Source organism: Nocardioides seonyuensis (genome assembly GCF_004683965.1).
Taxonomy (GTDB): Bacteria; Actinomycetota; Actinomycetes; order Propionibacteriales; family Nocardioidaceae; genus Nocardioides; species Nocardioides seonyuensis.
Window position 1 is genome coordinate 1,921,929 of the sequence record NZ_CP038436.1, and the last position, 24,328, is coordinate 1,946,256.

Genomic DNA, 24,328 nt, shown 5'->3' on the forward strand with positions numbered 1-24,328 from the left:
GAGGGCGGCACCATCCTGGGACCACGCGACTCCCTGCTGGTGGGGGACTCCCTCCAGGCGGCGTCGGTCAACCACGTGCTGGCCTGCGCCCTGGCCGACGACCCGGCCAGGCGCTACCCGGCGGCCGGGGCCTTCAGCGACGACCTGCGGATCGCCAGGGGGCTCGCCGGATCACCGGGGTCAATCGCCGTCGCGAGGCACCAGGTGGTGGTGCCGGTCCCCGGGATCCCCCGCCCCGTGTGGGCGGCCCTGTCGTTGCTGCTCACCGGGCTCGCGGTCCTCGGGTGGCTGATGCTGACCGGCCTGGGCAGCTGAGGAGCCCCGGCCAGGAAGTCGCGGAGCAGGAGGTTGACCCGGACGGGGTCGCGTGCCTGCGGGAGGTGGCCGGCGCCCTCGATCACCACGTGCTCGCCACCGGTGAGCTCCGCGACCATGACGCCGCGCCCGGGGTGCTGGCACTGGTCGAGGGAGCCGGTGATGACCAACACCGGGCACCTGACGGCTCTGCAGGCCGCCGCGGCGGTGTCCGGATCCGCGCCGATGCCGCCGGGAGCGTCGTACTCGAGCTCCATGGTCGAGGTGGCGACGCTCGCGGCCCACCCGACGCAGTCCTCGCGCTGCTTGGTGGAGTGCGGCTCGGGGAAGAGCTCGGCGAAGAAGAACTCCGCGAAGTCGTGCCAGTCCTCCCGCCAGTGGTGGCGGTTCTGCTTCTGCCAGCCGACGTAGGTCTCGCGGGGCAGGTCGAAGTCGTGGGCGACACGATGGGCCAGCGGCGGGGTGAGCCGCAGGCCGGGGTTGATCGCGCAGACGCCGAGCACCCGGTCCGGCGCCTCGGCCGCCATCAGCAGCGCGTGCCCGGCCCCGGTGCACACCCCGGCCAGGACCGCCTCCTGCGCCCCGACGGCGTCGAGCACCGCCCACTGCTGGTCCAGTCGGACCCGCTCCCTCATGTCGTCCACCGTGCGGGGGGTGCCGCTGCGGCCGTTGCCGGGCGGGTCGCTGACCACGACCTGGTGCGAGCGGGCCAGGAACGGCACCTGCGCCTTCCAGGCCCGGCTCGAGACGATCGAGTCGGGCATCAGGAGGTGGATGGTCGGCTCGCCTGCGCCGAAGACCTCGTAGTGGATCGGGACGCCGTGCGGGTCGACGGATCCCGTCCGCGTGGGTTCGAGCGCGCGCATCAGGTCTGACCCCACATCACACGAGCGCCGCCAGCATCGACGCGGCCCTCGCGGCGCCGCCGGTCTCGACCTGGCGGTAGTGGACCTGCTCGCGCGCCGTCTTGGCGATCGCCTCGGCCAGGACGGCGGGGTCGCGCGCCTCGTCGTAGAGGAGGCACCTGCCGGCGGCGTAGTTCTCGAGCCGGTGCCGGACGTGGAAGCTCTGCTCGAAGTGGTTCTGGAGCGGCACGTAGAGAAACGGGCGCCGGGCAGCGGTGAGCTCCATGCAGGTGGTGAGCCCGCCCTGCACGACGGCGAGGTCGCAGGCCGCGAGGTGCCGGTAGAGGTCGGGCACGTAGCCACGGACCTTCGCTCCACGGCGCCGGGGGAGCGAGCCGGGGTCGATCCGCGGCCCGCACACCACCAGGAAGCGCAGCTCGGGCACGAGCCGACGAGCCAGGGGTACGGCGTCCAGCACGCGCCGCAGCAGCGTCTCGCCCACGCCGGATCCACCGACGGTCACCAGGCAGACGAGGTCCTCCTCGCCGTAGCCGAGGCTCGCCCTCAGGCGCGCGGACTCCTCCTGGTCCGGCGGCGTGAACCCGGAGACGTAGCCGGAGAACTCGAAGTTGGCCTCGGTCCACTCGCGGATGCCGGGCAGGCCGGGGCCGAAGGACTCCTCGACCACGTCGTCGGGGTTGCCCACGAAGATCGAACGGTCGCGCACCCGGCCGTAGCGCGCGCGCTGCTCGATCATCTCGGCGTTGTGGTCGGCGGTCAGGGCCCTCTCCGCGTCACCCCCGGACGGCATCGGCAGCCAGCCGACGAAGTCGGTCATCCAGGCGAACGCGAACCTCTTGAGCTCGGGGTTCTCGTGCAGGAAGTAGTCGACGTCCCATGCCTCGTCGGCGATGACCAGGTCGTACAGACCTTCCTCGGCGGCCTCCTCGAAGACCATGAAGTTGTTGACGAGGATCTCGTCCATCCGCCGGATCGCCTGGAAGGCGTGCAGGTCGTGCTCGGCGCACTCGTCCTCGATGTGGGCGGACTCGTTGGCCAGCCAGCGCGACGCCGGGTGCACGGTCTCGCCCGCGGCGGCCAGCACGCGCGTGACGGGGTCCTGTGCGAGCCAGTCGACCTGGAGGTCGGGGTGCAGCGCCCGCAGCTCCTGGGCGATGGCGAGATCGCGGCGGGCGTGGCCGAGCCCGATCGGGGAGGAGAGGTAGAGCGCGCGCCTGGGCCGGCGCTGGGCCCGGACCCAGCGCCGGGTGGTGGGCCTGGGGTCGACCATGTCGGTGAACTCCTTGATCAGGTGGTTGACCTGCACCGGCTCCCGGAGCGGCGGGCCGTGGCCGACGCCGTCCAACAGCATGAGATCGCCGCCCGTCAGCGCTGCCAGCTGCTCGCCGACGGCCGGGGGGCGGACCTTGTCCTCGGTGCCGTGCACGACGAGGACCGGGCACGACACCTCCTTGCACAGGGGCTCGAGCGGCGTCGACGCTGCGCCCCGAAGGCCGAGCCTGCCGGCGGTCGTGTCGGCGAGCGTCGTGGCAGAGATGCTGCCGGCCCACGACACGAAGTCCTCGACCTGCTTGGTGGAGTGCGGCTCGTGGAACATCTGCCCGGCGAAGAACCGGACGAAGTCGTCCTTGCCTCCCTCGAGCCAGTAGTGCTCGTTGTACTTGGCCCAGCCCCTCGTGCTCCCCGGACGGGCAGCGAACGCCGACCTCTCGCGTGTCGGGCGGGCCACCGCCAGCCCGCACGACGGTGAGATCGCGACGAGGCCGCTGACCCGGTCGGGGTGACCCGCGGCCACGTGCACCGACCAGGCGACGCTGCAGGAGAAGCCGACCAGCACAGCACGGTCCGTCCCACTGGCATCCAGGACGGCGACCGCGTCGGCGGCGTACTCCTCGTCCGTGTAGTGCTCGGCGCCGATCGGGCGCCCCGACCGGCCCGATCCCCGACCGTCGAACGTGACGACCCGGAAGTGCCGGGCCAGGTAGGGCAGCTGGAGCTTCCACACGCGCGAGTCGATGATCGACCAGGTCGGCAGGAGCAGCACGGTGGGCCCTGCGGCGTCGTGGACGTCGAAGGCGATCTCGACACCGTCGCGCTGGACGACGCCGGAGTGGTCCGGAGGCCGGGGACGGTGCCGCGCCACGCCCGCGCGATCTCCCTCGTGGTGCTCGGCACCCATCCCGGCCTCCTTCCCCGACCCTGGGACCTGCCCGATCGTCCAGTGTCCACCCGCAGCAGCCCTCCCGTCAGGGCCTGATCTCGAAGACCTGGTTGAAGGGGGTCTCCGCGACCCGATCGAAGCGGGTGAAGCCGCCAGCGGTGGTGACGTCCCGGATCCGTTGGGGCCCGGCCTGGGTGCCCAGCGCGAGGCCGACGTCCTGGGACAACGACGACGGTGTGCACAGCAGGGTGGAGAAGCCGTAGTAGGCGCGGCCGACCGGGTTGAGGTTGTCCTCGACGTGGTCGCCGGCCATCGGCTCGACCACCATCCACGTGCCGCCCTCGGCGAGCGCGCTGCGCACGTGCCTGGCTGCCCCGACCGGATCGCCCATGTCGTGCAGGCAGTCGAACATGGTGACCAGGCCGTAGCCGTTGCCGCCGAAGGCGTCGGCAGTCGCGACCTCGAACCTCACCCGGTCCGCGCATCCCGCGGCCGCAGCACGCTCGCGCGCCGCGGCAATGGACTCGGGGTGGTAGTCGAACCCGACGAACGTCGACTCCGGGAACGCCCGGGCCATCAGGATCGTGGACGCGCCGTGGCCGCAGCCGACGTCCGCGACCGTGGTGCCCTGCTCCAGCCGGTCGACGACACCGTCGAGAGCAGGAAGCCACTCGGTCAGGAGGTGGGCGTTGTAGCTTGGTCGGAAGAACCTCTCACAGCCGACGTGGACGTCGGTGTTGTGCTCGTGCCAGCCGTAGCCGGCGCCGTTGCGAGCGGCTTCCAGGATGTGCGAGGTGTCGCTCACCGTGCCGAGTGCGATCTGGAAGAAGCCGGGCAGGAAGGCCGGGCTGTCCTCGACCGTCAGCGCCACGACCTGCTCGGGCGGCAGCGTGTAGCGACCGGTGCTGGCGTCGTACGACACGTAGTCGCCCGCGGCCTGCGCGTTGAGCCACTCCCGTGCGTAGGGCTCGCTCGTCCCGGTGCGTTCGGCGAGTGCGGACGGCGTGCTGGGTCCGTGGGCGGCGAGGTCGCGGTAGTAGCCGAGCTTGTCGCCCATCACCACGAGGGCGGCGTTGAGTGTCGCCCCCACCTCGTCGACCGCGCGGAAGACGAACTGCATGAGCTTGTCGGTGTCGACTGCCTGGGCGGTCTCCGGAGCCGGCGTGGTGGCCGGCGCATCGATGGTGGTCATCGTGTGTCTCCCTTCGTAGACGTCTCGAAGCTAGGGACGTCGAGGGTTCCAGCGCGTCCGGTGACCCCCCTGGTGGTGGCCGCATGCAGCCCTAGACTCGGTGGGTGCTGATCGGCCGGGAGTCCGAGCAACAGGCCATCGATCGGCTCGTCTCAGGGGCGAGGATCGGCACCAGCGGCGCGCTCGCGCTCACCGGCGAGGCGGGCGTCGGCAAGACCGCCCTGCTGCGCTGGGCCGAGACGCGGCTCGAGGGCTTCCGCGTGCTGGGCGCGACCGGCACGGAGCCCGAGCGCGAGGTCCCGTTCGCCGGCCTTCTCACGGTCCTGCGTCCGGCGCTGGGTCTCCTCGACGAGATCCCCGCACCACAAGCGAGGGCGCTGTCTGCAGCGCTGGCGCTGAGTGAGGGGCCGCCGGGGGACCGGTTCGCGATCGGCGCGGCGACCCTGAGCCTGTTGTGCAGGTACGCCGAGGACGCGCCGGTCGCGGTGCTCCTCGACGACGTCCAGCTTCTCGACCCACCCACGATGGAGGCCCTGACGTTCGCCTCTCGACGGCTCTCCGCCGACCCGCTCGCCGTGCTCTTGGCGGCCCGTGAGGGCGAGTGCGACGAGATGTGGGAGGGCCTCGACCAGCTCCACGTCACTGGCCTGGGCCTCGACGCGACCCGCAGTCTCGCCAAGGAGATGGCCCCGGCGCCCCTCACCCCCGACTGGGTGGTCCGGGTCCACGAGGTGACCGGGGGCAACCCGCTCGCGGTCACCGAGCTGGCCCAGGACCCGGAGGCCCTGGTGCGCACGTCCCCCGGCCTGCCGCCTCCCGTGTCGGCCGCCCTGGGGGAGTCCTTCGCACGCCGCTTGTCCTCGCTCGGACCGGAGGCCCAGGCGGTGCTGCTGGTCGCCGTCGTGTGCAACGGTGACCTCCGGCTCACCGGGGCTGCGTGCGCGGACCTGGGCCTGGATCCGGATGCGTGGATCGCTGCCCGGGAGGTGGGGCTGGCCGACGCGGTCGGCACCGAGATCACGTTCCGGCACCCTCTCGTCCGGGCCGCGATATATCGGCAGGGCTCCCCGGTGGAGCGTCGCCGGGCGCACGCCGCCGCTGCTCGTGCCCTGCCCGACCACGAGGTCGACCGGCGTGCCTGGCACCTGTCGGAGTCGGTGTGGGAACCCGACGAGCACGTGGCGGGCCTGCTGCACGAGACCGGGGACCGGGCGGTCGCCCGATCTGCCTACGCCGTGGCCTCCGTCGCCCTCGAGCGAGCGGCACGGCTCAGCCCGGCGTTCCTGGATGAGCAGACCCGGTTGCTCGCCGCGGCGGACACCGCCTGGGCAGCGGGTCAGGGAGCTCGGGCCACGGTGCTGCTCGACGGGATGGCGGGTGCCACCATCCCCGCGGGCCTGGTGGCACAGGTCCAGGACCTGCGCGCCGCGATCGCACTCCGGAGCGGCTCGGTGCGAGAAGCCGCCGGGTTGCTCGAGCGGGCTGCGGAGAACGCCTCTCCCGACGAGCGCGCGCTCCTCCTGGCCGAGGCGGTCCACGCGACCTTCTACCTGTTCGACGGTGCGGCGCTGCGCCGCCTGACCACGTTGCTGGCGCCGGCGGTGACCGCGGCGAGGTCGTCGCGCGCTCGCGCCGTCGGGACGGTGGCCGCCGGAGTGGCGAAGGTGCTCTCGGGCGGGGGTGGGATCGACGAGCTGCGGGCCGCCATCCCCCTCCTGACCGAGAGCGAGGAGCTCGGCGAGGACCCTCGTGGCGCGGCGTGGCTGATGTACGTGCCGCTCTTCATCCGAGACGCCGACACCGGCCGGGGCCTTCGTGCCCAGGTCGACCAGGCGCGCCGGCGGGCAGGGGTGGGCGCCCTGCCGGCGCTGCTGTTCCTGCTCGCGCGGGACGAGGCGACCACCCACTCCTGGGCGAGGGCGGAAGCGAACTACAACGAGGCTGTACGCCTGGCCCGCGACACGAGCCAGACCAACGAGCTCGCGGTCTCCCTCGCGGCGCTGTCGTGGCTGGAGGCCCGCACGGGCCAGGAGGTGGAGTGCCGGGCGCACGCCACCGAGGCGCTGGCACTGTGCCGCAGCCGCGACATCCACCTGGGCGAGACCTGGACCCTCTTCGCGCTGGGCGAGCTGGAGCTGGCGCTCGCGAACCCCGCTGCCGCGGCCACCCACCTCGGCGAGCTGGACCGCCTGCTGGGCGAGCTGGAGCTCGGGGATCCCGACATCTCACCCGGTCCTGAGCTGGTGGAGGCACTGCTCCGGCTGGGTCGGGCAGCCGAGGCGGCCGAGATCGCGGCGACCCACCTCCGCGCTGCGGATCACAAGGGCCAGCCCTGGGCGCGGGCACGAGCGCGTCGCTGTGCGGGTCTCCTGGCAGCGGACGGGTTCGACGATCCGTTCCGAGAGGCGCTGGCTCTCCACGAGGAGACGCCGGACCTCTTCGAGACCGCCCGCACCGCGTTGGCGTACGGCGCCCGGTTGAGGCGCGCCGGGAGGAGGGTCGAGGCCCGCGAGCAGCTGCGTGCCGCACTGGCCGTCTTCACCGACCTCGGTGCCGAGCCCTGGGCCGACCAGGCCGCCACCGAGCTCGACCTCACCGGCGAGCGAGTCCCTCCCCGGCCGCTCGGTGGCGTCAACGCGCTGACGCCGCAGGAGCTCCAGGTGGCGCTGCTGCTCGCCGAAGGGCGGACCACTCGTGAGGCCGCGGCAGCGCTGTTCCTCAGCCCGAAGACGGTGGAGTACCACCTGCGAAAGGTCTACACGAAGCTCGGCGTGCGGTCACGGGCCGAGCTGGCTGACGCCCTCTCGGCCACGTGACCCTCACGGGGCTCGATCCCGGAGCTTCGTGCCGGATGTCAGGAGTAGTCGTAGAAGCCGGCCCCTGCGCCCTTGCCGAGACGCCCGGTCTCGATGTAGTCGCGCTTGATCAGGTCGGCGAAGGCGCGGAGCTCGGAGTCGTCGCTGTCCTCGAGGAGGTTGTACGGCGTCATCATGCCGATGATGTCGAGGAACTGGAACGGGCCGAGCGGCGCTCCGGTGGAGATCCGCCACGTCCGGTCCACCGTCTCGGGGTCAGCGACGCCGCGAACGAGGAGGCGACCTGCAGCCCAGAGGAACGGGACGAGAAGGCTGTTGAGGACGTATCCCGGCTGTTCCCTCAGGACCCGGATCGGGACCATCCCGATCTCCTCGGCGAAGCCTGCGACCGCTTCGTAGGCGTCCGGGTCGGTGTCGGGGTGCCCCATGACCTCGCCGATGTTGAGACGCCAGATCTCGTTGGCGAAGTGGAGGGCGAGGAAGCGGCTGGGCCGGCCGGTGGACTGTGCGATGTCGCTCGGGAGGAAGGTGGAGGAGTTGGTCGCGAAGATGGTCTCCTCGAGTGCCAGCCGGCCGACCTCGGCCCAGGTCTGCTGCTTGACCTCGAGCACCTCGGGGACCGCTTCGATGATCAGGTCGGCATCGACGACGGCATCTGCCAGGTCCGACGTGGTGCGGATCCGGCCCAGTGCCTCGGCCATGCGCTCAGGGGTGGCGTCCGTCAGGTCCTGCACGTAGAGAGGAGCCAGGTAGTCCCACCGGGCGGACAGGGATGCCAGGGCCGTCTCGCTGATGTCGTAGATGGTGACGTCCTTGCCGTGGAACGCGGCCTGGAGTGCGATCTGCGAGCCGAGGACGCCGCTCCCGAGGACCGTCAGGTTCTGCAGGGCCCCTCCTCGCTCGGGCGCCTCTGCGGATGCAGTGGACTGGCTGGTGTGGTCGGTCATGGTGTTCTCCTGTGGGTCGTGGTGGGTGGGGGGCCGCTACCAGTTGGCGGGCGGGTCGCTGGCCGGGAACGAGTCATGTCCCCAGACCTCGACGATGTCCCGGACCGGCTTGGCCAGAAGGACCTGGCTCCGTGACGGGGACTGGCGGGTCGCCTCTGCTCGAGGTCGCACCTCGACCGGTCCGGTGCGGCTGTCGGAGCTCGCCGACTGGCAGGAGGTGGACCGATCCACCATGACCACCCAGGTGCAACGCCTGGAGGCCCTTGGCCTGGTCGACCGCACCTCTGATCCGCGAGACGGTCGCGCGGTCCTGGTCGCCTCCACGGCCGCCGGTGCCACACGCCACCGACGCACCAAGCAGACCGCCCGAGACCTCTACAGCCAGCTCATCGCCGACTGGCCCGAGGACGACCTGGAGGCCGCAGCCAAGATCGCCCGCCGCCTCAGCGAGACACTGGAGCAGCGCAAGCCCCCCGCTCGCTCAGCGGCAGGGCCGCCGAAGGCGATCGCCAGGGACTCGCCCGGTCAGACGTAGCGCCGTGTGCGTGCCGACACGCGGCCCGGCCCGGCGATGACCAGTGCCGCGAGCTCGTGCTCCAGCACGGCTCCGACGCGGCGGCAGAACTCCTCGGGCTCGTCGGCGGCGTCGGGCTTCTCGGCGACGATGCGATCGACGATGCCGCGCTTGTAGAGGTCGATCGCCCGCACCTTCTGGGCCCGCGCCATCTCCGGTGCGTGGTCGAGGTCGCGGTGCACGATCGCCGAGGCGCCCTCGGGCGGCAGCGGCGAGAGCCAGGCGTGCTGGGCAGCGACCACGCGGTCGGCCGGCAGGAACGCCAGCGCGCCGCCGCCGTTGCCCTCGCCGAGCATCAGGCACAGGGTCGGCGCCTCGAGGGTCACCAGGTCGGCGAGCGAGCGAGCGATCTCGCCCGCCAGCCCGCCGTTCTCGGCATCGGCCGACAGCGCCGCGCCCTGGGTGTCGATGACGGTCACGAGCGGCAGCCCGAGCTCGGAGGCGAGCCTCATCCCGCGGCGCGCCTCGCGCAGGGCCTCCGGGCCCATCGGGTGGTCTGTCGTCTGGCCGCGCCGGTCCTGCCCGAGGAACACGCAGGGCGCGTTGCCGAAGCGGGCCAAGGCGATGAGGAGCCCGGGATCTGCCTCGCCCTGCCCCGTCCCGTTGAGGGGTACGACGTCGCTGGCGGCGTAGCGGAGGAGGCGTCGTACGCCGGGACGGTCGGGGCGCCGCGACCTCGTGACGCAGTCCCAGGTGTCGACGTCGGGCACGGACTCCTGGCCGGGGTCCGCGACCGGCGCGACGCCGTCGCGGGGAGCCATCAGGATGGTGAGCGCCCGCTCGAGGATCCCGGCGATCTCCTCGGGTGGCACGACCGCGTCGATGATGCCGTGGCTGTAGAGGTTCTCGGCGGTCTGGACGTCGGCGGGGAAGTCGCGGCCGTAGAGCGCGGAGTAGACCCTCGGCCCGAGGAAGCCGACCAGGGCCCCGGGTTCGGCGACCGTCACGTGGCCGAGCGATCCCCACGACGCCATGACGCCGCCGGTGGTCGGGTTGCGGAGGTAGACGAGGTAGGGGAGGCCGGCCTTGCGGTGGGCAGCGATCGCGGCGGAGATGCGCACCATCTGGACGAAGGCGGGGGTGCCTTCCTGCATCCTCGTGCCGCCACTGACCGGAGCCGCCACGAGGGGCAGGCCTTCACGGGTCGCGCGCTCGATGCCGGCCACCACGCGGTCGGCTGCGGCCCGGCCGATCGACCCGGCGAGGAAGCCGAACTCGCCCACGAGCACGCCGATGCGGCGCCCCCGCAGCCGCGCCGACCCGGTCAGCACCGACTCGTCGACACCCGACTTCGCAGCCGCGGCGGCGAGCTCGGCGGCGTACTCGTCGGGGTGGTTGCTGCGGTCCGGCGGGGAGTCCCACGACTCCCAGGAACCCTCGTCGAGGACGAGGGCGATGAGGTCGCGCGCGGAGAGGCGGGTCACCTGCGCGAGGCTAGCCCGTCGGTACTCCGCGCTCCGGGGTCGTCTCGCCCATGATCCACGCCTCGAAGAAGTCGGACAGCTCGAGACCGGTCTCGCGCTCCCAGTGGGCGTACATCTGCGAGCGCGTCACGGAGGTGTTGTCGTGCTCCTCGAGCCAGCGCGCGGCGATGTCGAAGAACCTCCGGTCGCCGAGCTCGAGGCGCAGCTCGTTCCACATCAGCGCCGGCGGGTAGTAGATGTTGGACTCGCCGAAGCTGCCCGGGTCATAGGCCCCCGGGGCACCGTGCTGGCGCCGCAGCGTGCGGTCGGCGGCGCGGGCGGCCGAGACCGTCCCGGCGATCGGGCGCACGTCGTGGTCGTCCTCCCAGAGCCACTGCAGCAGCATGGTCATGCCCTCGTTGAGCCACACGTCGCGCCAGTCGGCGGGCGAGACCTGGTCGCCGTACCACTGGTGCACGAGCTCGTGGACGATCACCGGCGCCGAGAGCACGTAGTCGGTGCTGCCGAGGGTCACCATCGTCTGGGTCTCCATCGCGCTCTGGGAGTCGGTGACGACCATCCCGAGGCTGGGGAAGGGGTAGTGCCCGAGACGCTCCTCGATCCAGTCCACGGCCGCGGCGGCGACCCTCACCTTCCGTGCCGCGTCGGGCATGTCGCGCGGGACCCAGTAGTCGACGCGGAGACCGTCCTCGGTGGTGTTGCTCGAGCGGACGTGGTCGGCGATGGCCACGGTGACGAGGTACGACGCCGCGGGCTCGGTCAGCTGCCAGCTCGTCGTGGTCGTCTCCTCGCCCCGCTCGAGCGAGACGAGCCGGCCGTTCGCGACGCCGGTCCAGGGCGAAGGGGCCTCGATGGTGAAGTCGTAGAGGGCCTTGTCGGAGGGGTGGTCGTTGACGGGGTACCAGGTGTGGGCGCCGTAGGGCTCCTGCATCGTCCACACCTCGCCGTCGTCCGTGACGGTGAAGCCCAGGCTCGTGAAGTCCGAGCGAGTGGTGGGTGCCGGCACCGGGCGGGGCCGGCCGACGTAGATGACCACCAGCTCGTAGCGGACGTCCTTCTCGACCGGGGCAAGGAAGACGAGGTCGTCGCCCCGTCGTCGGGTGGTGACGTGCTCGCCGTCCAGGGTCGACCCCAGGACGCGCATCGGCGGTGCCAGGTCGAGCTGGAAGCTCGACGCGTCGCGGGTCGCCCGGAACGTGATCCTGGCGTACGCGGACAGCTTGCGTGCCGTGGGGATCCACCGGAGGTCGAGGTCGTAGTGGAGCGCGTCCACGCGCGGGTCGCCGACGTCGGGGTAGACCGAGTCCTCACGGGGACTCGACAGCGCGAGGTCGAGGTCGCGATGTCCCGGGGTCGAGCCCCCCGTCGTCTCCGTGGCCGCGGGCGTGTCGGGTGAGGCGGACCTGGGCTCGGTGCCGGACGTCGTGCAGCCGGCGAGGAGGGCGAGGGTCGCGAGTGCCGCGACCCTCACGCGTCGCCCCGGAGCAGGGGGCGCACCAGCTTGCGGCCGTGGTGGATCTGCGCCTTGACGGTGCCGAGCGGGACGTCGACGAGCTCGGCGATCTCGTCGTAGGGCAGGCCGTAGACGTCGCGCAGCAGCAGGGGGTCGACGAACTGCGGGTGGTCGCGCTCGATCGTCTCCATCGCCTCGAGCAGGTCGAGGCGGGTGCCGGCGATGACGCTGGTGGTGCGCGGGTCGGGACGGTCGTGGCCGAACACATCGGTGTCGATCGGGGTCGCGAGGTTCTTCAGCCGTCGGTAGGTCGAGCGGGCGCTGTTGACCGCCACGACGTGCAGCCAGGTCGTGAAGCGGCCGCGCCCGCCCCACGAGTCGATCTTCGTGGCCACGTTGAGCATCGCCTCCTGGCAGGCGTCCTCGGCGTCGCTCGAGTAGGGCAGGACCCCCCGGCAGATGTTGAGCACCCGCGGACGTATCGCACCGAGGAGGTCCTCGAGCGCGTCCCGATCGCCATCGCGGGCGCGGCGCGCGAGGTCGTCGATGTCGTCCGGCGACAGGGCCGGGCCTTGGGGGTCCCCGGGAGTGATCACCTCGGCAACGATAATGCGGGGGTGTCAGCCCCTTCCCGCCTCGGCCGCTACCCGGTGCGGCGCCGACTCGGCGCCGGAGCGTTCGCGACGGTCTGGCTGGCCTACGACGAGCACCTCGACTCCGAGGTCGCGATCAAGGTGCTGGCCGACAACTGGACCGAGGACCTCCACGTCCGGCAGCGCTTCGTCGAGGAGGGGCGCTTCCTGCGCAAGGTCGAGTCCCCCCACGTGGTCAACGTCTACGACGCCGGCGAGCTGTCCGACGGGCGGCCGTTCCTGGTGATGTCGTACGCCGACCAGGGCACCCTCGCCGACCGCCTCGAGCTCGGGCGCCTCTCACCCGCCCAGGCGCTCCACGTGGTCGACCAGGTCGGGCAGGGCCTGGACGCGCTGCACGCCCGCGGCGTCCTGCACCGCGACGTGAAGCCGGCCAACGTGCTGTTCCGCACGGTCGACCGGGGGAGGTCGGGGCAGGAAGCCGCGTCCGAGGTGTGCGCCATGCTCGGCGACCTCGGGCTCGGCAAGGCCATGGACATGTCCTCGCGGCTCACCATGATCGGCGGCACGCCCACCTTCGTCGCGCCGGAGCAGGCCAGGGGCGAGGCGCTCGACGCCCGCGCCGACCAGTACTCCCTCGCCGCGCTGGCCTACCTCCTGCTCACCGGTCGCGCGCCCTTCGACCACCAGACGCTCACCGCGGCCGCCGATCCCGAGCCACCGGCACCCCTCGACCACGGCTTCCCCGACGAGGCCGACGCCGTGGTCCGTCGGGCCCTGTCACCGCGCCGCGAGGAGCGCTACGACGACGTGCCGTCCTTCGTCGCCGCCCTCGCCGCAACCCTGGGCGAGCAGCGAGACGACGAGAGGATGTGGACCCCCACCGCGACGCGCATCGGCCCGCACCCGGGCACCGACGCCACCGAGGCGCTGCGCCCGGACCCTGCGTCCGACCGAGCGGGCCGGCCGCGATGGCACTGGCTGGCTGCCGGCGCGCTCGCGCTGGTCGTCGGCGCGGGGGCGGGCTGGGCGGTCGAGCGTGCCGTCTCCACCGAGCGCGACGTCGACGACGAGACCGGCACCATCTCGGTCACGGTCCCCGAGGAGTGGGCGAGCGTCGACGCCGGCTCGTGGACGCCGCCGGGCGCCGACGCGGAGTTCGCCTCGATCTCGGCCGGGACCCGACCGGGGTGGAACAGTCGGGACCGTCCTGCTCCCGGGGTGTTCGCGGGGCTGCTGCCCGGTGACGAGCTCCCGACCGACGTGCCACCGCACCCTGAGTGCGAGACCCGCCGCGACCCGGTCTCCGGCAGCAGACTGGGCGACGCCACGGTCACGGTCGTCTTCACCGGGTGCGAGGGGCCGGGCTTCACCGTCGAGAGGGTCGTGCAGCTCAACGCCAGCGAGCTGCTGTGGATCCAGGTGCGCAGCGAGGACCGCCCCACCGCCAACCGCGTCCTCGACCAGGTCGACGTACGCGGCAAGTGAGGTCGCTCAGCCGGCGCTCAAGCCGGCGACGACCCGCTCGATGAGGTCGCTCGCGCCGGGGACGTCGGCGTCCCGGCCGTGGACGACCACCTGGGCGTCCACCAGACCGTCCTCGTCGAGGTCGACCCAGCTCATGAAGCTGTGCCGGAGCCGTCCCTCGGTGCTGATGTAGGTGTACTCGATCGACGTCTTGTTGCGGCTCAGCGGGATGAACCGCTTGTCTCGGTTCGCGTCCATGGCGGCGATCTCCGTGTCGATCGCCGCGTCGGCGGTCTGGTTGCGGGAGCGGACGTCGGTCACGCGCATCACGTAGGTGTTGTTGGAGGTCTTCGGCTTCTTCCACTTCACCACGTCGGCGGAGAGGTAGTTGGCCTTCCACCCGACCGGGACGGGGAAGACGATCGCCGAGCGCCCGGTGCCGAGCCTGGCCTCGGTCAGCTCGATGCCGGGGAGCAGGGGCGCGTCGGTGGGGTCGTCGCGCGGCACGAAGGCCTCGTCGCCCGGCGGGCTCGGGTGCTCGGTGCCCACGGGCTGCGCGGCGCCCTCGCCGACGGAGGCGTCGGCCAGGCCCCGGGACATGCCGAACCCGCCCACCGCCCCCAGGACGACGAGCAACGCCAGCACCGCAGGACCCCGCCACGCCATGGGTCGCAAACTACCTCGACGGGGGAAGTGCGACCTACGGTGACGCCATGCTCATCCGCAATGCCCGCCTGGTCGCCCTGGACGGCGCGGCGCCCACGGCGTCGTACGACACCTCCGAGCCGGTCGACGTCCTCGTCGAGGACGGCTTGGTGACTCAGGTGGGGACCGCGCTGGCGTACGACGGCGAGGTGCACGACGCCGCCGGCGCGTGGCTGATGCCGGGCCTGTGGGACCAGCACGTCCACCTCGCCCAGTGGACGATGTCCAGTTCGCGGCTCGACCTGGCGCCGGCGAGGTCTGCGGCCCAGGCCGTCGAGCTGGTGGCCGCACGGCTCGAGGCGTGGCCGGACAGGCCCGTGATCGGCTACGGCCACCGACCGACGGCCTGGCCGGAGGAACCCTTGGTCGGGATGCTCGACGCGCTCGACACCGACCAGCCGATCGTGCTGATCTCGGGCGACGCCCACCACGCCTGGCTCAACACCACCGCCCTGGTCCACCTCGCCCTGCCCGTGCGGCAGGGGATGGTCGCCGAGACCGAGTGGTTTGCGATCTTCGGGCGCCTGCGCACGATCCTCGGCGACGACGGCACCGGGCCGGAGGCCTACCGCCGCACCCTGGAGGACGCCGCGGCGCTCGGCGTCGTCGGGCTGACCGACTACGAGTTCAGCGGCGGTGTCGATGACTGGGTGGCGCGGTGGGGGGAGGGCGCCGACCTGCTCCGCGTCCGGATGGCGACGTACGCCGACGGCCTCGACGACGTGATGGCCCGGGGCCTCCGCACCGGCGACCCGCTGGCGGGCGACCCCCGCCTGACGATGGGGTCGCTGAAGATCATCAGCGACGGCTCCCTCAACACCAGGACCGCGTGGTGCTGCGAGCCCTACGCCGGGCCGTCACCGCTGGGGTTCCCCCACGGCCAGCCCAACCAGACGAGCGAGGAGCTGCGCGACCTGCTTGCCCGCGCGACCGCCCACGGTCTCACCGTCGCGGTGCACGCCCTGGGGGACCGGGCGGTCACCGAGGCCCTCGACGCCTTCGAGACCACGGGTGCGCAGGGGACCATCGAGCACGCCCAGCTGATCCGGCGCGAGGACGTACGACGCCTCGCCGACCTCGGTGTCACCGCCAGCGTCCAGCCCGCCCACCTGCTCGACGACCGTGAGGTGAGCGAGCGCCTCTGGCCCGATCGCGGTGACCGCTCCTTCGCGCTGCGGTGGATGCTCGACGACGGCGTGCGACTGGCCATGGGGTCGGACGCTCCCGTCGCGCGCCTCGACCCCTGGCTGGCGGCGGCCGCCGCCGTGCACCGCAGCCTCGACGATGACCCGTGGCACCCCGAGCAGTCGATCACCGCGCGTGAGGCGCTGGCCGCGTCCACCGACGGCTGGGGCACCGTGGCCACCGGCCACCCCGGCGACCTCGTCCTGCTCGGCGCAGACCCGCTCGAGGGCGGCGATGACGCCGATCACGCGGCTCGGCTGCGCGGCTTCGCCGACCACGTCCTCGCCACCTGGGTCGCGGGGCAACAGGCCTTCGGCTGAGGCAGCTCGGTGCCAGAGGATTGAAGACGGCGTCACGTGGGTAGCGTTGCCGCGTGGATCGTCAGCCTGACCAGTGGCCCGACGCCGGAGCAGGCGCACCTGCGCGTCCGGTGCTGGTGCCGCCCGTCCTCTACCTGCCCGTCGAGGTGGACGACGCCGGCGCCGTGCGCGACGTGCGGATGATCAAGCTCGGCGACGGCCGCGTCGCCCTGTGCGCCTACACCGCGCTCGACAGGTTCGTCGCCTGCTGGGGCGCTGCGCAGCCCTGGGCCCTGGTCAACACCGCCGACCTGCCGGGGATCCACGACCAGAAGCCGTTCGACGTCAAGCTCCTCGACGTGCTGGTGCCCGAGCCGGTGCGCTCGTCCCGACCTGAGCCATTGCATCTCGAGGAGCGCCCGGTCGAGGAAGGTCCGACACAGGAAGGTGGCCAGGCATGACCCTCCGCCTGACCGCGGGGACGGCCGAGGCCGTCGCCGCGCAGCACGACACCGCCGCATCGAAGATCGATGGGTCCGCGACGGGAGCGCCCAGCGCCCTGGACGCCGGCATCGGCACCTCCTACCTCAGCGAGATCATCGCCGCCGTGTCACAGACCGCCGGTGAGATCGCTGCGCTGAACGGTGGGATCGCGGCCCAGGTCCGGGACGCCGCCGACGACCTCGGGGAGACCGAGCAGCAGGTCGGCGCCGACTTCCGCGAGATGAACGGCCACCTCCAGTGATCGAGACCAAGATCGAGGGCGAGGTCGCCGCCGTCCGCTCCGCGGCGACCTGGCTGCGCGGCACCCTCGCCCCCAACCTCGACACTGCCGGGGACAAGCAGGGGGCCGCCCGCGTGAAGGCCGCGGGTGGTTGGGACGGCAGCGCCGCCACCGCCTACCAGGACTTCACGAAGACCGTGCTGAGCGCGACGGACAAGCACACCGCGCGCGTCAAGCGCGCGGCCACGGCGTGCGACGACTACGCGGCACGGCTCGAGGAGGCGAAGACCACGATGAGGGGCATCCGGACCCGTGCCGTCGCCGGTGGACTGACCGTCGACGGCACGGTCATCCAGGCTCCGCCCGACGTGCCCGCCGGCCTGGTGGAGGCCGGGTCGCCCGAGGAGGCTGCTCGAGAGACGGCGATCGCCAAGGTGACGCTCTACAACACCCTCGCGCAGGACGCCACGACAGGCCACGAGAACTTCGCCCTCTGGGTCGAGACCAACATGCCCGCCGACGTCGCGGACGCCGAGGACAAGGACGGCCTGGGCGCGCTCGCCAGCATCGCCGTCGGCTGGGCCAAGAACGCCGGGGCGGGCATGGCCGGGGTCGCCCTCACCAAGCTCGCCAAGGACATGCGTGAGGAAGGGCTGAAGTACCGCCTCAAGGCCCGACGTTCGGGCAACCCCGCCTACCGGCCGCCGAAGAACCCCGAGGACCTGCTCCACAGGTCCCGCCTCCTGGGCAAGTGGGGCGGCCGCTTCCTCGGCCCTATCGGCATCGGGGTCGACGTGTTCTTCGGCATCCAGGAGGCGCGGGAGACCGGTGACTGGGGACGTGCTGCCACCACCACCGGGACGAGCATCGTCGTCGGAGGCCTGGCCACGGCCGGGATCATCGCCCTGGGAGGACCGGTGATCCTCGCGGTCGGCGGCGGGGCGCTGATCGCCTACGGAGCCTCCGAGCTCGCGGGTTACGTGTGGGACCACAAGGACGAGATCGCGGGCTGGGTCGGCGACCGCTGGGACGACGCGTCGAGCGCCGTCTCCGAGGGGTGGGACAACGCCACCGATGCGATCAGCGATGGCTGGGACGCGGTCACGCCGTGGTGAGCTCGGAGGGACAGGTCCGGCTCGCACCCCGTTGGGCGGTCGTGGCGATGGTCGCATCGACGCTCCTGCTGGTGGTGGCGGGCGCCGTGCTGGCACCGTCCTCGAGCGGTGCGGACCGCTGGATCGCCGTCGGTCTCGCGCTGGCCGGCCTGTGCGGTCTGGTGTTCGTCGCCCACGGCTTCTGGCCGCGCACCCCCAGGCCCCTGCGCCCGTCAGCCGACGGGACCGTGACCATCAAGGCTCCCGCGCTCCAGGTCGCGGCGGCGCTGCTCGCCTGGCTGGTGATGTGGGTCGTCAGCGGACTCATCGTGTTCGTGGTCGTGTCACGGGGGATGAACGCGGTCGAGAGCCCGGGCGCGGCGGTGGCGATCATCGGGGCCACGCTGGCGAGCATCCCCGACACGATCCGCCTGCTGACGGGGCGCTTGCACCGCTGGCGCCTGTCGTGGGGCCCGGGCGGCGTGGTCTACAGAGGCTTCCGCACCTCCCTCGACGTCCCGCCCGGACGCTTGAAGCACGTCGGCCTCCAGGCCAGCAGGCTGTTCCGCTGGTCCGGGGTGCCCCCCCGCCTCCGACCCCGCGAGGGCGGCCCCCGCGGCTACGGAGTCCTCCTGGCTCCGCGGGGCGCCGAGGCGGTCGTGCTCGTGCCCCAGATCCTCTTCCGCGAGCCCGCCGAGCAGGTCGCGGAGGAGCTGCGGGCTGCCGCCCGGTGATCGGCGGAGCCTGCCGCCAGGGCTAGGTCGCCCGGCGTGCCTGCTCATCGCGCAGGAAGTAGGCGCCCAGGCTGCCGGCCAGGGTCGCGAAGACGACGACGGAGTAGATCGCCAGGACGACCTCGCTGATCGCCGCGAACCCGCCGTCGGCGCCGAGCGGCTCGCCGGTGATCGTGCTGAGCGCCGCGTCGTGCAGGGCGTCGGCGTACCGGTCGTAGCCGGCGAAGGCGTAGAGCAGCTGGCTCGCGCTGAGCACGACGATCACCGTTACGGCACCCAGCCAGCCCAGCCGGCTGCCGAGCAGGCCGCGTGCCGAGCGCGACGACCGCACGGCCGACGACAGCACTCGACCGGTGCGCAGCAGCCGGAAGGTCCGCAGCAACCGGAACACCCGCAGGGTCGGCAGCACCAGGAAGATCACCTGCCACCAGTTGCGGCGCAGGAACCGCCCGGTGGAGGGTGCGACCACGAGCCGCGCCACGAACTCGACGACGAACACCACCCACAGCACCCAGCCGGTCACCGTCAGCACCAGACCCAGCGCACTGTCAGGGCGGGTCAGCTGCTCGCCGAGGACCACCAGTGCGAAGATCACGCCCAGCGCGCTCATGACCGGGGTGAGCCGGTCGAGGAGCTCCTCGGCCCATTCCTCGCGCTGCGAGGGCGTGCGCTGCAGGACGGGCTGGGTCACGTTCCTCAAGTTACGCGAACGCAGACGGCCCACTCGGCGCAGACCACACGTCGAGTCGGCGCAGACCACACGTCGAGTCGGCGCAGACCACACGTCGAGTCGGCGCTAGATAGTCCGTCGGTGCGACGTTGGCGCCGACTCGGCGGGGTTTGGCGCCGACTCGGGGGGTCAGGCCAGGGCGACCACCGCGTCCCGCACGAAGGCGGGGTCGTCGAGCCGGTCGCCGTACAGCTCGCGCAGCTGGCCCACGCGATAGCGCACCGTCTGCGGGTGCACGAACAGCTCGGCGGCCACGGCATCGCGCCGACCGTGGTGGAGCAGCCACGAGCGCAGGGTCTCGGTGAGCTTCTCGGCGCTCGACGGCCTCAGGTCGCCCAAGGGGGCGAGCACCCGCGCGCGCAGCTCGGCCCGAGCGACGGCGTCGGCGCCGAGGACCAGCTCGGCGAGGTATGCGTCGGTGTCGACGACGCCGGTGAGTCCCAGGGCGTGGCACCGGACCGCGCGCTCGAGCGAGGAGGGGACGTCGACCCATGGCATCGCGGGACCGATGACCGCGTCGGTGTCGCGCAGGGCGTGCAGCATGCTCCGACGCGAGGTGGCGGAGCCGGTCGACGGCACGAGCAGTGCCGCGCTGCCAGCCGGCAGGCCGGGCAGGTCGTCCGGCGGCTGGAGCGTCGCGGAGTCGAGTGCCATGAGCGCCTGGGACGCCTGGGACTCGGGGAGCACGATCGCCGTCAAGGCGTCCGGCGCGACCCAGGCAGCGCGTTCAGCGGCGGCCGCGACGATCTCCGGTGCGGCACTGGTGAGCAGCGCGTGCGCGAGCCGCTCGAGGTTGCGCTGGCGCAGGCGGCCGCTGGTCTCGAGCTCGTCGGAGTGGCCGGCGACCGAGGAGGCGGAGAGCTCGTCGATGTAGGCGAAGACGAGCTCGGCGAACCGGGAGAGCTGGGCTGCGTCGACCCCGCTGGCCACCGCCGCCCGCGACATGTCGCGCCACGAGACGCGGGCTCCGATGCGGTACGCCGCCAGGAGCGCCTCGGCGCTGCGGCCGCTGCGGGCCTCGCCGCGGCCGAGCTGGTAGGCGCCCTCGAGCGCGGGCGCCATGGGCCCCCTCGCCGATCGCGACGCCAGTGTCAGGAAGCCCCCCAGCGCCAGCTGCACGGCGTTGCGGATGGTCGTGCCCATCTGCCCGGTGAGGGCGCCCTTGTAGCTGGGCACCTCCTCGATGATGGCGGTGACCGCACGATCTGCGACGTCGGGCAGCTCGCCCCGGAGGACCTCCACGACGGCCGGGTCCAGCGGCGGGCCGGTGGGATGCTCTTGTGTGGTGCGATACACAGATCGACGTGGCATCGCGTCTCCGTCTCACTCTTTGTTCACTACGAACAAGAGACTACCCGGGATTCACGCGGACCGGGCAGGAAGGAACGTGCCCTCGTGACGCATGATGGACACCATGAGCACCACTCTCGAGCCCGACGTGCGCCGGCCGCGCCTGCGCGACCACGTCGTACGCCTGGCCGAGGCCGGCACCACGCCCTACCTGCCGGCCGACTACCTCGACCTCTTCGCCCCGCTGCGCTCGGGCGCCGACCTGCGTGGGCGCATCGAGGAGGTCCGCCCCGAGACGGCGGACGCGGCCACGATCGTCATCCGTCCGGGTGCCGACTGGGCGGGCCACGTCCCCGGCCAGTTCCTCCGCCTCGGCATCGACGTCGACGGGGTCCGCCACTGGCGTGCCTACTCCCTGACCCACGGCCCGCGCCGGGACGGCTGCATCTCGATCACGGTCAAGGCCGTGCTCGACGGCGTGGTCAGCAACCACCTCGTCCACGAGGCGCGCCCCGGCACGCTGGTTCACCTGGAGCAGGCCTCGGGCGAGTTCGTCCTCGAGACCGACCACGACAAGCTGCTCTTCGTGACCGCCGGCTCCGGCATCACGCCCGTCATCGGGATGCTGCGCAACCTGTTCCCCAGCACCGACTCCGGGGTCCTGCAGCTCGAGCGGAGCAAGAGCTACGACATCGTCGTGGTGCACGTGGCGCCGAGCGAGCCCGACTCGATCTTCAGCCGCGACCTGCACGCGCTCGCCGACGCGGGTGCCATCCACCTCGTCGCGAGGTACGACGACGTCCACGGCGTGCTCGACGTCAACGACCTGGAGACCCTGGTCCCCGACCTGCGTGAGCGCCGCACCCTGGCGTGCGGCCCTGCCGGCCTGCTCGACGCGCTCTCGGCGCACCACGAGGCGGCGGGGCTGTCCCTGACCACCGAGCAGTTCCGGGTGGCCCGGGTGGCCCCCGGAGAGGGTGGCAGCGTCTCCTTCGACAAGTCCGGCACCCTCGTGGAGGCGGACGGCTCGACACCGATCCTCGACGCTGCCGAGGACGCCGGGCTCCTCATGCCCAGCGGCTGCCGCATGGGCATCTGCATGGGCTGCGTCCTCCCCCTGAAGGAGGGCTCCGTGCGCGACCTGCGCAACGGCGCCATCACGACCGCCATCCCGGGCGAGACCGGTGCGATCAAGGTGCAGACCTGCATCAACGCCGCTGCCGGCCCCTGCCACCTCGATCACTGACCCTCACGGCACCGTCCGCTGTCCCCACTCCGAAGGAGTCTCGATGACCACGATCCAGAAGCAGGACCACAACCCGATCGCGCACCTCACGGAGGCTGACGTCGAGCAGATCGGCATCGAGCTCGACGCCATCCGGCAGAGCGTGCTCGACACGCTCGGAGCCGACGACGCGGCCTACATCCGCGGCTTGATCGCGGCCCAGCGCAAGATCGAGCTCGGCTCGCGGGCGGTGCTGCTCTTCAGCGCCTTCCCGCCTGCGTGGCTCCTCGGAACGGCGGGCCTGAGCATCTCCAAGATCCTCGACAACATGGAGATCGGCCACAACATCCTCCACGGCCAGTGGGACTGGATGCGCGACCCCAAGATCCACTCCAGCACCTGGGACTGGGACAACGCCACGCCTGCAGCGCAGTGGAAGCACAGCCACAACGAGGTCCACCACACCTACACCAACGTCATCGGCAAGGACAACGACCTCGGCTACGGCATCATGCGCGTGGACGAGGAGCAGCGCTGGCACCCGATGCACCTGGGCCAGCCCCTCTGGAACTTCATCAACGCCTGCTTCTTCGAGTACGGCATCGCCGCCTACGACCTCGACCTCGGCGCCACCATCAAGAAGAAGCAGACCAAGGACCCCGCCTTCCGGGCCGCGGCGGCCAACGTCGGTCGCAAGATCCGACGCCAGATGACCAAGGACTACGTCGTCCACCCGCTGCTGTCCGCACCCACGGGCTCGTTCCTCCCGACGCTGGCCGCCAACTTCACCGCCAACGTGGTGCGCAACCTCTGGTCGCACAGCGTCATCATGTGCGGCCACTTCCCCGAGGGTGTCGAGACCTTCGAGAAGCGGTCGATCGAGGGCGAGACCAAGGGTGACTGGTACGTCCGTCAGATGCTCGGCTCCGCCAACATCTCCGGGTCGAAGCTGATGCACCTGATGACGGGCAACCTCTCGCACCAGGTCGAGCACCACCTCTTCCCCGACCTGCCGTCCAACCGTTACGCCGAGGTCGCCCCGCAGGTGAAGGCACTGTTCGACAAGTACGGCCTCACCTACTGCGAGCGCCCACTGGTGCCGCAGGTCTACTCGGCCTGGCACAAGGTGGTGCGTCTCTCGCTCCCCAACGGGTGGCTGGCCACGACCAACGCCAAGAACCTTCCCTCGCAGCTCGGGCTCCTCTACAAGATGTCCACGGGTGGCCGCAAGGTGCGCAGGGCCGCGCAGGCGCGCTTGGAGCAGCAGGCTCGACGCAAGTCCGGGCGCCACATCGCCGCGGTCCCCGACGCTGCCTGAGCGCAGATGTGGCGGGGGTCACGTCGACGTTTCGTCACGCTGCGCAACATTGAGTTACACTGAGCGTCACGCCTTGGCGTGCGGAGGATAGAGCAGTACGGCGTTCGGCGCCGACAGTTCGAAGATCCCGCAAAGTGGTCCAGACATACGTGTATCCACGGATGCGCTCGGGCTGCGACCGCTGCAAGGTAGGAATTGTTCGTGGGGTTCGGCAATGGGGATGGAGCTGGTGGGGATGTGGGGAGTCAGTGCAGGGTTGACGGCCGCGGGGGTGGCCCGATGATCCGCATCGGTTCGATCGAGGTGCCGGAGCAGACACCCGTCGCTGATTCCTACGACGAGGTGGCCGCGCACGTCCTGGTGCCTCGCCCTCGCCGCGTCGAGGCCTGCTGACCGGCCCTTCCCGCACGTCCGGTCAAGGTCGTGACGAGTTGGGGAGCGTGGTCTGGACCGCCTGGTCTGGATCTCCCCGAGGCTTCCCGAAGTGGCTGGTCGAGGCCGCAACCGCCTCCTAGATTTCTCATCGAGGCGCGGCGCGCCCGGCCGGGGAGACCACTTCCGCTGGCCCGTCCTGAGGGGAAGCAAGATGAGCAGCGAGATGTCGGGAATGGCCGGGCGACTTCGACAGGTCGAGGAGAGCACGCGTGCCGCACTCCAGCAGCGCGAGCGGATGGTGTCGCAGGGCGCGATCGAGCTGTATCCCGAGTCGACTCGACTGCCCGTGCCCGTGCCGCGTCGCGGCCGCATGTTCATTCGTCACGGCGAGGGCCACGGCGCGTTCAGCGACGTGACGCTGACCAGCCCGCCTCGCGCTGGCGAGGTCGCGCCCGCGTGAGCCTTCCGCTCACCCCTGCACCTATGTAGATTCTTCACGTGGCACCGCGCCGCGGTCACCGCCCCATGGGCTCGGACAGAGGGGAACGCTCGATGAGCACAGACTCGATGAGCACTGAGACGTCACTCATGGCGGCGCGACTCCGGCAGATCCAGGAGAGCGATGCCACGATCCTCGTCCCCCAGCCTCGTCGGTCCGCCCTGGCCGCAGCCCTCGAGCAGGCCTCCGCGGCCCACGTCGTCGTACCCGTGCCGCGTCGTGCCCGCATGTTCGTCCGGCACGGCGAGGGCCACGGCGAGTTCAGCGACGTCACCCTCACGAGCCCGGTCCGCGACTCCGAGGAGCCGTCGGCCTGACCGGATTTCGCGCCGGCGTCTCGTA

General features: G+C 71.9%; 22 protein-coding genes. 12 read left to right on the forward strand and 10 right to left on the reverse strand.

All coding sequences use genetic code 11. The annotated features are described in order from the left end of the window. Positions 1 to 113 precede the first annotated feature (113 nt). The 3 genes from EXE58_RS09370 to EXE58_RS09380 form a co-directional block, all read right to left on the reverse strand. Positions 114 to 1,181 (reverse strand): alpha/beta fold hydrolase, encoded by a 1,068-nt coding sequence (locus EXE58_RS09370; RefSeq protein WP_135267631.1) that lies wholly within the window; start codon positions 1,179 to 1,181, stop codon positions 114 to 116. Between the two features lie 16 nt (positions 1,182 to 1,197). Continuing rightward, positions 1,198 to 3,360: an alpha/beta hydrolase gene (locus EXE58_RS09375; RefSeq protein WP_135267632.1), complete on the reverse strand. Its 2,163-nt coding sequence runs from the start codon at positions 3,358 to 3,360 to the stop codon at positions 1,198 to 1,200. A 67-nt stretch (positions 3,361 to 3,427) separates the two neighbouring features. Then, positions 3,428 to 4,534: a class I SAM-dependent methyltransferase gene (locus tag EXE58_RS09380; protein WP_135267633.1), complete on the reverse strand. Its 1,107-nt coding sequence runs from the start codon at positions 4,532 to 4,534 to the stop codon at positions 3,428 to 3,430. Between the two features lie 104 nt (positions 4,535 to 4,638). Between EXE58_RS09380 and EXE58_RS09385 the strand changes: the two genes are divergently transcribed. After that, positions 4,639 to 7,350 (forward strand): AAA family ATPase, encoded by a 2,712-nt coding sequence (locus tag EXE58_RS09385; protein WP_135267634.1) that lies wholly within the window; start codon positions 4,639 to 4,641, stop codon positions 7,348 to 7,350. Between the two features lie 38 nt (positions 7,351 to 7,388). Here the strand turns inward: EXE58_RS09385 and EXE58_RS09390 are convergent, their stop codons facing one another. Next, the gene (locus tag EXE58_RS09390; RefSeq protein ID WP_135267635.1) at positions 7,389 to 8,297 is read right to left on the reverse strand and encodes a 3-hydroxyacyl-CoA dehydrogenase; all 909 of its coding nucleotides are present in this window, start codon (positions 8,295 to 8,297) and stop codon (positions 7,389 to 7,391) included. Positions 8,298 to 8,391: 94 nt separating this feature from the next. On the opposite strand from EXE58_RS09390, the gene EXE58_RS09395 reads away from it, so the two are divergent. After that, positions 8,392 to 8,832 (forward strand): MarR family winged helix-turn-helix transcriptional regulator, encoded by a 441-nt coding sequence (locus EXE58_RS09395; protein WP_208544187.1) that lies wholly within the window; start codon positions 8,392 to 8,394, stop codon positions 8,830 to 8,832. Here the strand turns inward: EXE58_RS09395 and EXE58_RS09400 are convergent. From EXE58_RS09400 to EXE58_RS09410, 3 genes are read right to left on the reverse strand one after another with little or no spacing between them, the layout of a single operon-like run. Further along, positions 8,823 to 10,295 carry a carboxyl transferase domain-containing protein gene (locus EXE58_RS09400; RefSeq protein ID WP_135267636.1) on the reverse strand — a complete coding sequence of 491 codons (1,473 nt, stop codon included), beginning with the start codon at positions 10,293 to 10,295 and terminating at the stop codon, positions 8,823 to 8,825. The two genes, EXE58_RS09395 and EXE58_RS09400, sit on opposite strands and share 10 nt — an antisense overlap. A 10-nt stretch (positions 10,296 to 10,305) precedes the next feature. Beyond that, positions 10,306 to 11,766 (reverse strand): M1 family metallopeptidase, encoded by a 1,461-nt coding sequence (locus tag EXE58_RS09405; protein ID WP_135267637.1) that lies wholly within the window; start codon positions 11,764 to 11,766, stop codon positions 10,306 to 10,308. Then, complete coding sequence (locus EXE58_RS09410) at positions 11,763 to 12,344, reverse strand: RNA polymerase sigma factor (protein WP_135267638.1); 582 nt, start codon at positions 12,342 to 12,344, stop codon at positions 11,763 to 11,765. The genes EXE58_RS09405 and EXE58_RS09410 overlap by 4 nt, the downstream gene beginning before the upstream one ends. Positions 12,345 to 12,365: 21 nt before the next feature. Between EXE58_RS09410 and EXE58_RS09415 the strand changes: the two genes are divergently transcribed. Continuing rightward, a complete protein-coding gene (locus EXE58_RS09415) occupies positions 12,366 to 13,829 on the forward strand; it encodes a serine/threonine-protein kinase (protein WP_135267639.1) in 1,464 nt (487 codons plus the stop codon). A gap of 6 nt (positions 13,830 to 13,835) precedes the next feature. Here EXE58_RS09415 and EXE58_RS09420 read toward each other — a convergent pair whose 3' ends face one another. After that, positions 13,836 to 14,474: a hypothetical protein gene (locus EXE58_RS09420; protein ID WP_135267640.1), complete on the reverse strand. Its 639-nt coding sequence runs from the start codon at positions 14,472 to 14,474 to the stop codon at positions 13,836 to 13,838. Between the two features lie 47 nt (positions 14,475 to 14,521). On the opposite strand from EXE58_RS09420, the gene EXE58_RS09425 reads away from it, so the two are divergent. From EXE58_RS09425 to EXE58_RS09445, 5 genes are read left to right on the forward strand one after another with little or no spacing between them, the layout of a single operon-like run. Then, positions 14,522 to 16,018 carry an amidohydrolase gene (locus tag EXE58_RS09425; protein ID WP_135267641.1) on the forward strand — a complete coding sequence of 499 codons (1,497 nt, stop codon included), beginning with the start codon at positions 14,522 to 14,524 and terminating at the stop codon, positions 16,016 to 16,018. A gap of 53 nt (positions 16,019 to 16,071) precedes the next feature. After that, positions 16,072 to 16,458, forward strand: a complete 387-nt coding sequence (locus EXE58_RS09430; protein ID WP_208544188.1) for an SAV_915 family protein — start codon at positions 16,072 to 16,074, stop codon at positions 16,456 to 16,458. Beyond that, positions 16,455 to 16,742, forward strand: coding sequence for a hypothetical protein (locus tag EXE58_RS09435; RefSeq protein WP_135267642.1), 288 nt, complete (start codon positions 16,455 to 16,457; stop codon positions 16,740 to 16,742). Before EXE58_RS09430 ends, EXE58_RS09435 begins: the two co-directional genes overlap by 4 nt. Continuing rightward, positions 16,739 to 17,836 carry a hypothetical protein gene (locus EXE58_RS09440; protein WP_135267643.1) on the forward strand — a complete coding sequence of 366 codons (1,098 nt, stop codon included), beginning with the start codon at positions 16,739 to 16,741 and terminating at the stop codon, positions 17,834 to 17,836. The genes EXE58_RS09435 and EXE58_RS09440 overlap by 4 nt, the downstream gene beginning before the upstream one ends. Continuing rightward, positions 17,833 to 18,549: a hypothetical protein gene (locus tag EXE58_RS09445; RefSeq protein WP_135267644.1), complete on the forward strand. Its 717-nt coding sequence runs from the start codon at positions 17,833 to 17,835 to the stop codon at positions 18,547 to 18,549. The genes EXE58_RS09440 and EXE58_RS09445 overlap by 4 nt, the downstream gene beginning before the upstream one ends. Positions 18,550 to 18,571: 22 nt before the next feature. Here EXE58_RS09445 and EXE58_RS09450 read toward each other — a convergent pair whose 3' ends face one another. After that, a complete protein-coding gene (locus EXE58_RS09450) occupies positions 18,572 to 19,240 on the reverse strand; it encodes an ion transporter (RefSeq protein WP_208544189.1) in 669 nt (222 codons plus the stop codon). Positions 19,241 to 19,408: 168 nt separating this feature from the next. Further along, the gene (locus tag EXE58_RS09455) at positions 19,409 to 20,590 is read right to left on the reverse strand and encodes an RsbRD N-terminal domain-containing protein (protein WP_135267645.1); all 1,182 of its coding nucleotides are present in this window, start codon (positions 20,588 to 20,590) and stop codon (positions 19,409 to 19,411) included. Between the two features lie 103 nt (positions 20,591 to 20,693). Here EXE58_RS09455 and EXE58_RS09460 point away from each other — a divergent pair, with 103 nt between their 5' ends. The 4 genes from EXE58_RS09460 (at position 20,694) to EXE58_RS09475 (ending at position 24,303) form a co-directional block, all read left to right on the forward strand. Continuing rightward, positions 20,694 to 21,815, forward strand: a complete 1,122-nt coding sequence (locus EXE58_RS09460) for a ferredoxin reductase (protein WP_135267646.1) — start codon at positions 20,694 to 20,696, stop codon at positions 21,813 to 21,815. Positions 21,816 to 21,858: 43 nt separating this feature from the next. After that, on the forward strand, positions 21,859 to 23,112 hold the full coding sequence (locus EXE58_RS09465; protein ID WP_135267647.1) for a fatty acid desaturase family protein: 1,254 nt from the start codon (positions 21,859 to 21,861) through the stop codon (positions 23,110 to 23,112). Between the two features lie 586 nt (positions 23,113 to 23,698). Then, positions 23,699 to 23,947 carry a hypothetical protein gene (locus EXE58_RS09470; RefSeq protein ID WP_135267648.1) on the forward strand — a complete coding sequence of 83 codons (249 nt, stop codon included), beginning with the start codon at positions 23,699 to 23,701 and terminating at the stop codon, positions 23,945 to 23,947. Positions 23,948 to 24,054: 107 nt separating this feature from the next. Continuing rightward, positions 24,055 to 24,303 (forward strand): hypothetical protein, encoded by a 249-nt coding sequence (locus tag EXE58_RS09475; protein WP_135267649.1) that lies wholly within the window; start codon positions 24,055 to 24,057, stop codon positions 24,301 to 24,303. Positions 24,304 to 24,328 lie beyond the last annotated feature (25 nt).

Coding starts and splice junctions, on each gene's coding strand:
- EXE58_RS09375 (WP_135267632.1), bottom strand. CDS start 3,360: ATGGGTGCCGAGCACCACGAGGGAGATCGCGCGGGCGTGGCGCGGCAC.
- EXE58_RS09435 (WP_135267642.1), top strand. CDS start 16,455: ATGACCCTCCGCCTGACCGCGGGGACGGCCGAGGCCGTCGCCGCGCAG.
- EXE58_RS09395 (WP_208544187.1), top strand. CDS start 8,392: ATGTCCCGGACCGGCTTGGCCAGAAGGACCTGGCTCCGTGACGGGGAC.
- EXE58_RS09470 (WP_135267648.1), top strand. CDS start 23,699: ATGAGCAGCGAGATGTCGGGAATGGCCGGGCGACTTCGACAGGTCGAG.
- EXE58_RS09460 (WP_135267646.1), top strand. CDS start 20,694: ATGAGCACCACTCTCGAGCCCGACGTGCGCCGGCCGCGCCTGCGCGAC.
- EXE58_RS09455 (WP_135267645.1), bottom strand. CDS start 20,590: ATGCCACGTCGATCTGTGTATCGCACCACACAAGAGCATCCCACCGGC.
- EXE58_RS09390 (WP_135267635.1), bottom strand. CDS start 8,297: ATGACCGACCACACCAGCCAGTCCACTGCATCCGCAGAGGCGCCCGAG.
- EXE58_RS09475 (WP_135267649.1), top strand. CDS start 24,055: ATGAGCACTGAGACGTCACTCATGGCGGCGCGACTCCGGCAGATCCAG.
- EXE58_RS09370 (WP_135267631.1), bottom strand. CDS start 1,181: ATGCGCGCGCTCGAACCCACGCGGACGGGATCCGTCGACCCGCACGGC.
- EXE58_RS09380 (WP_135267633.1), bottom strand. CDS start 4,534: ATGACCACCATCGATGCGCCGGCCACCACGCCGGCTCCGGAGACCGCC.
- EXE58_RS09425 (WP_135267641.1), top strand. CDS start 14,522: ATGCTCATCCGCAATGCCCGCCTGGTCGCCCTGGACGGCGCGGCGCCC.
- EXE58_RS09465 (WP_135267647.1), top strand. CDS start 21,859: ATGACCACGATCCAGAAGCAGGACCACAACCCGATCGCGCACCTCACG.
- EXE58_RS09420 (WP_135267640.1), bottom strand. CDS start 14,474: ATGGCGTGGCGGGGTCCTGCGGTGCTGGCGTTGCTCGTCGTCCTGGGG.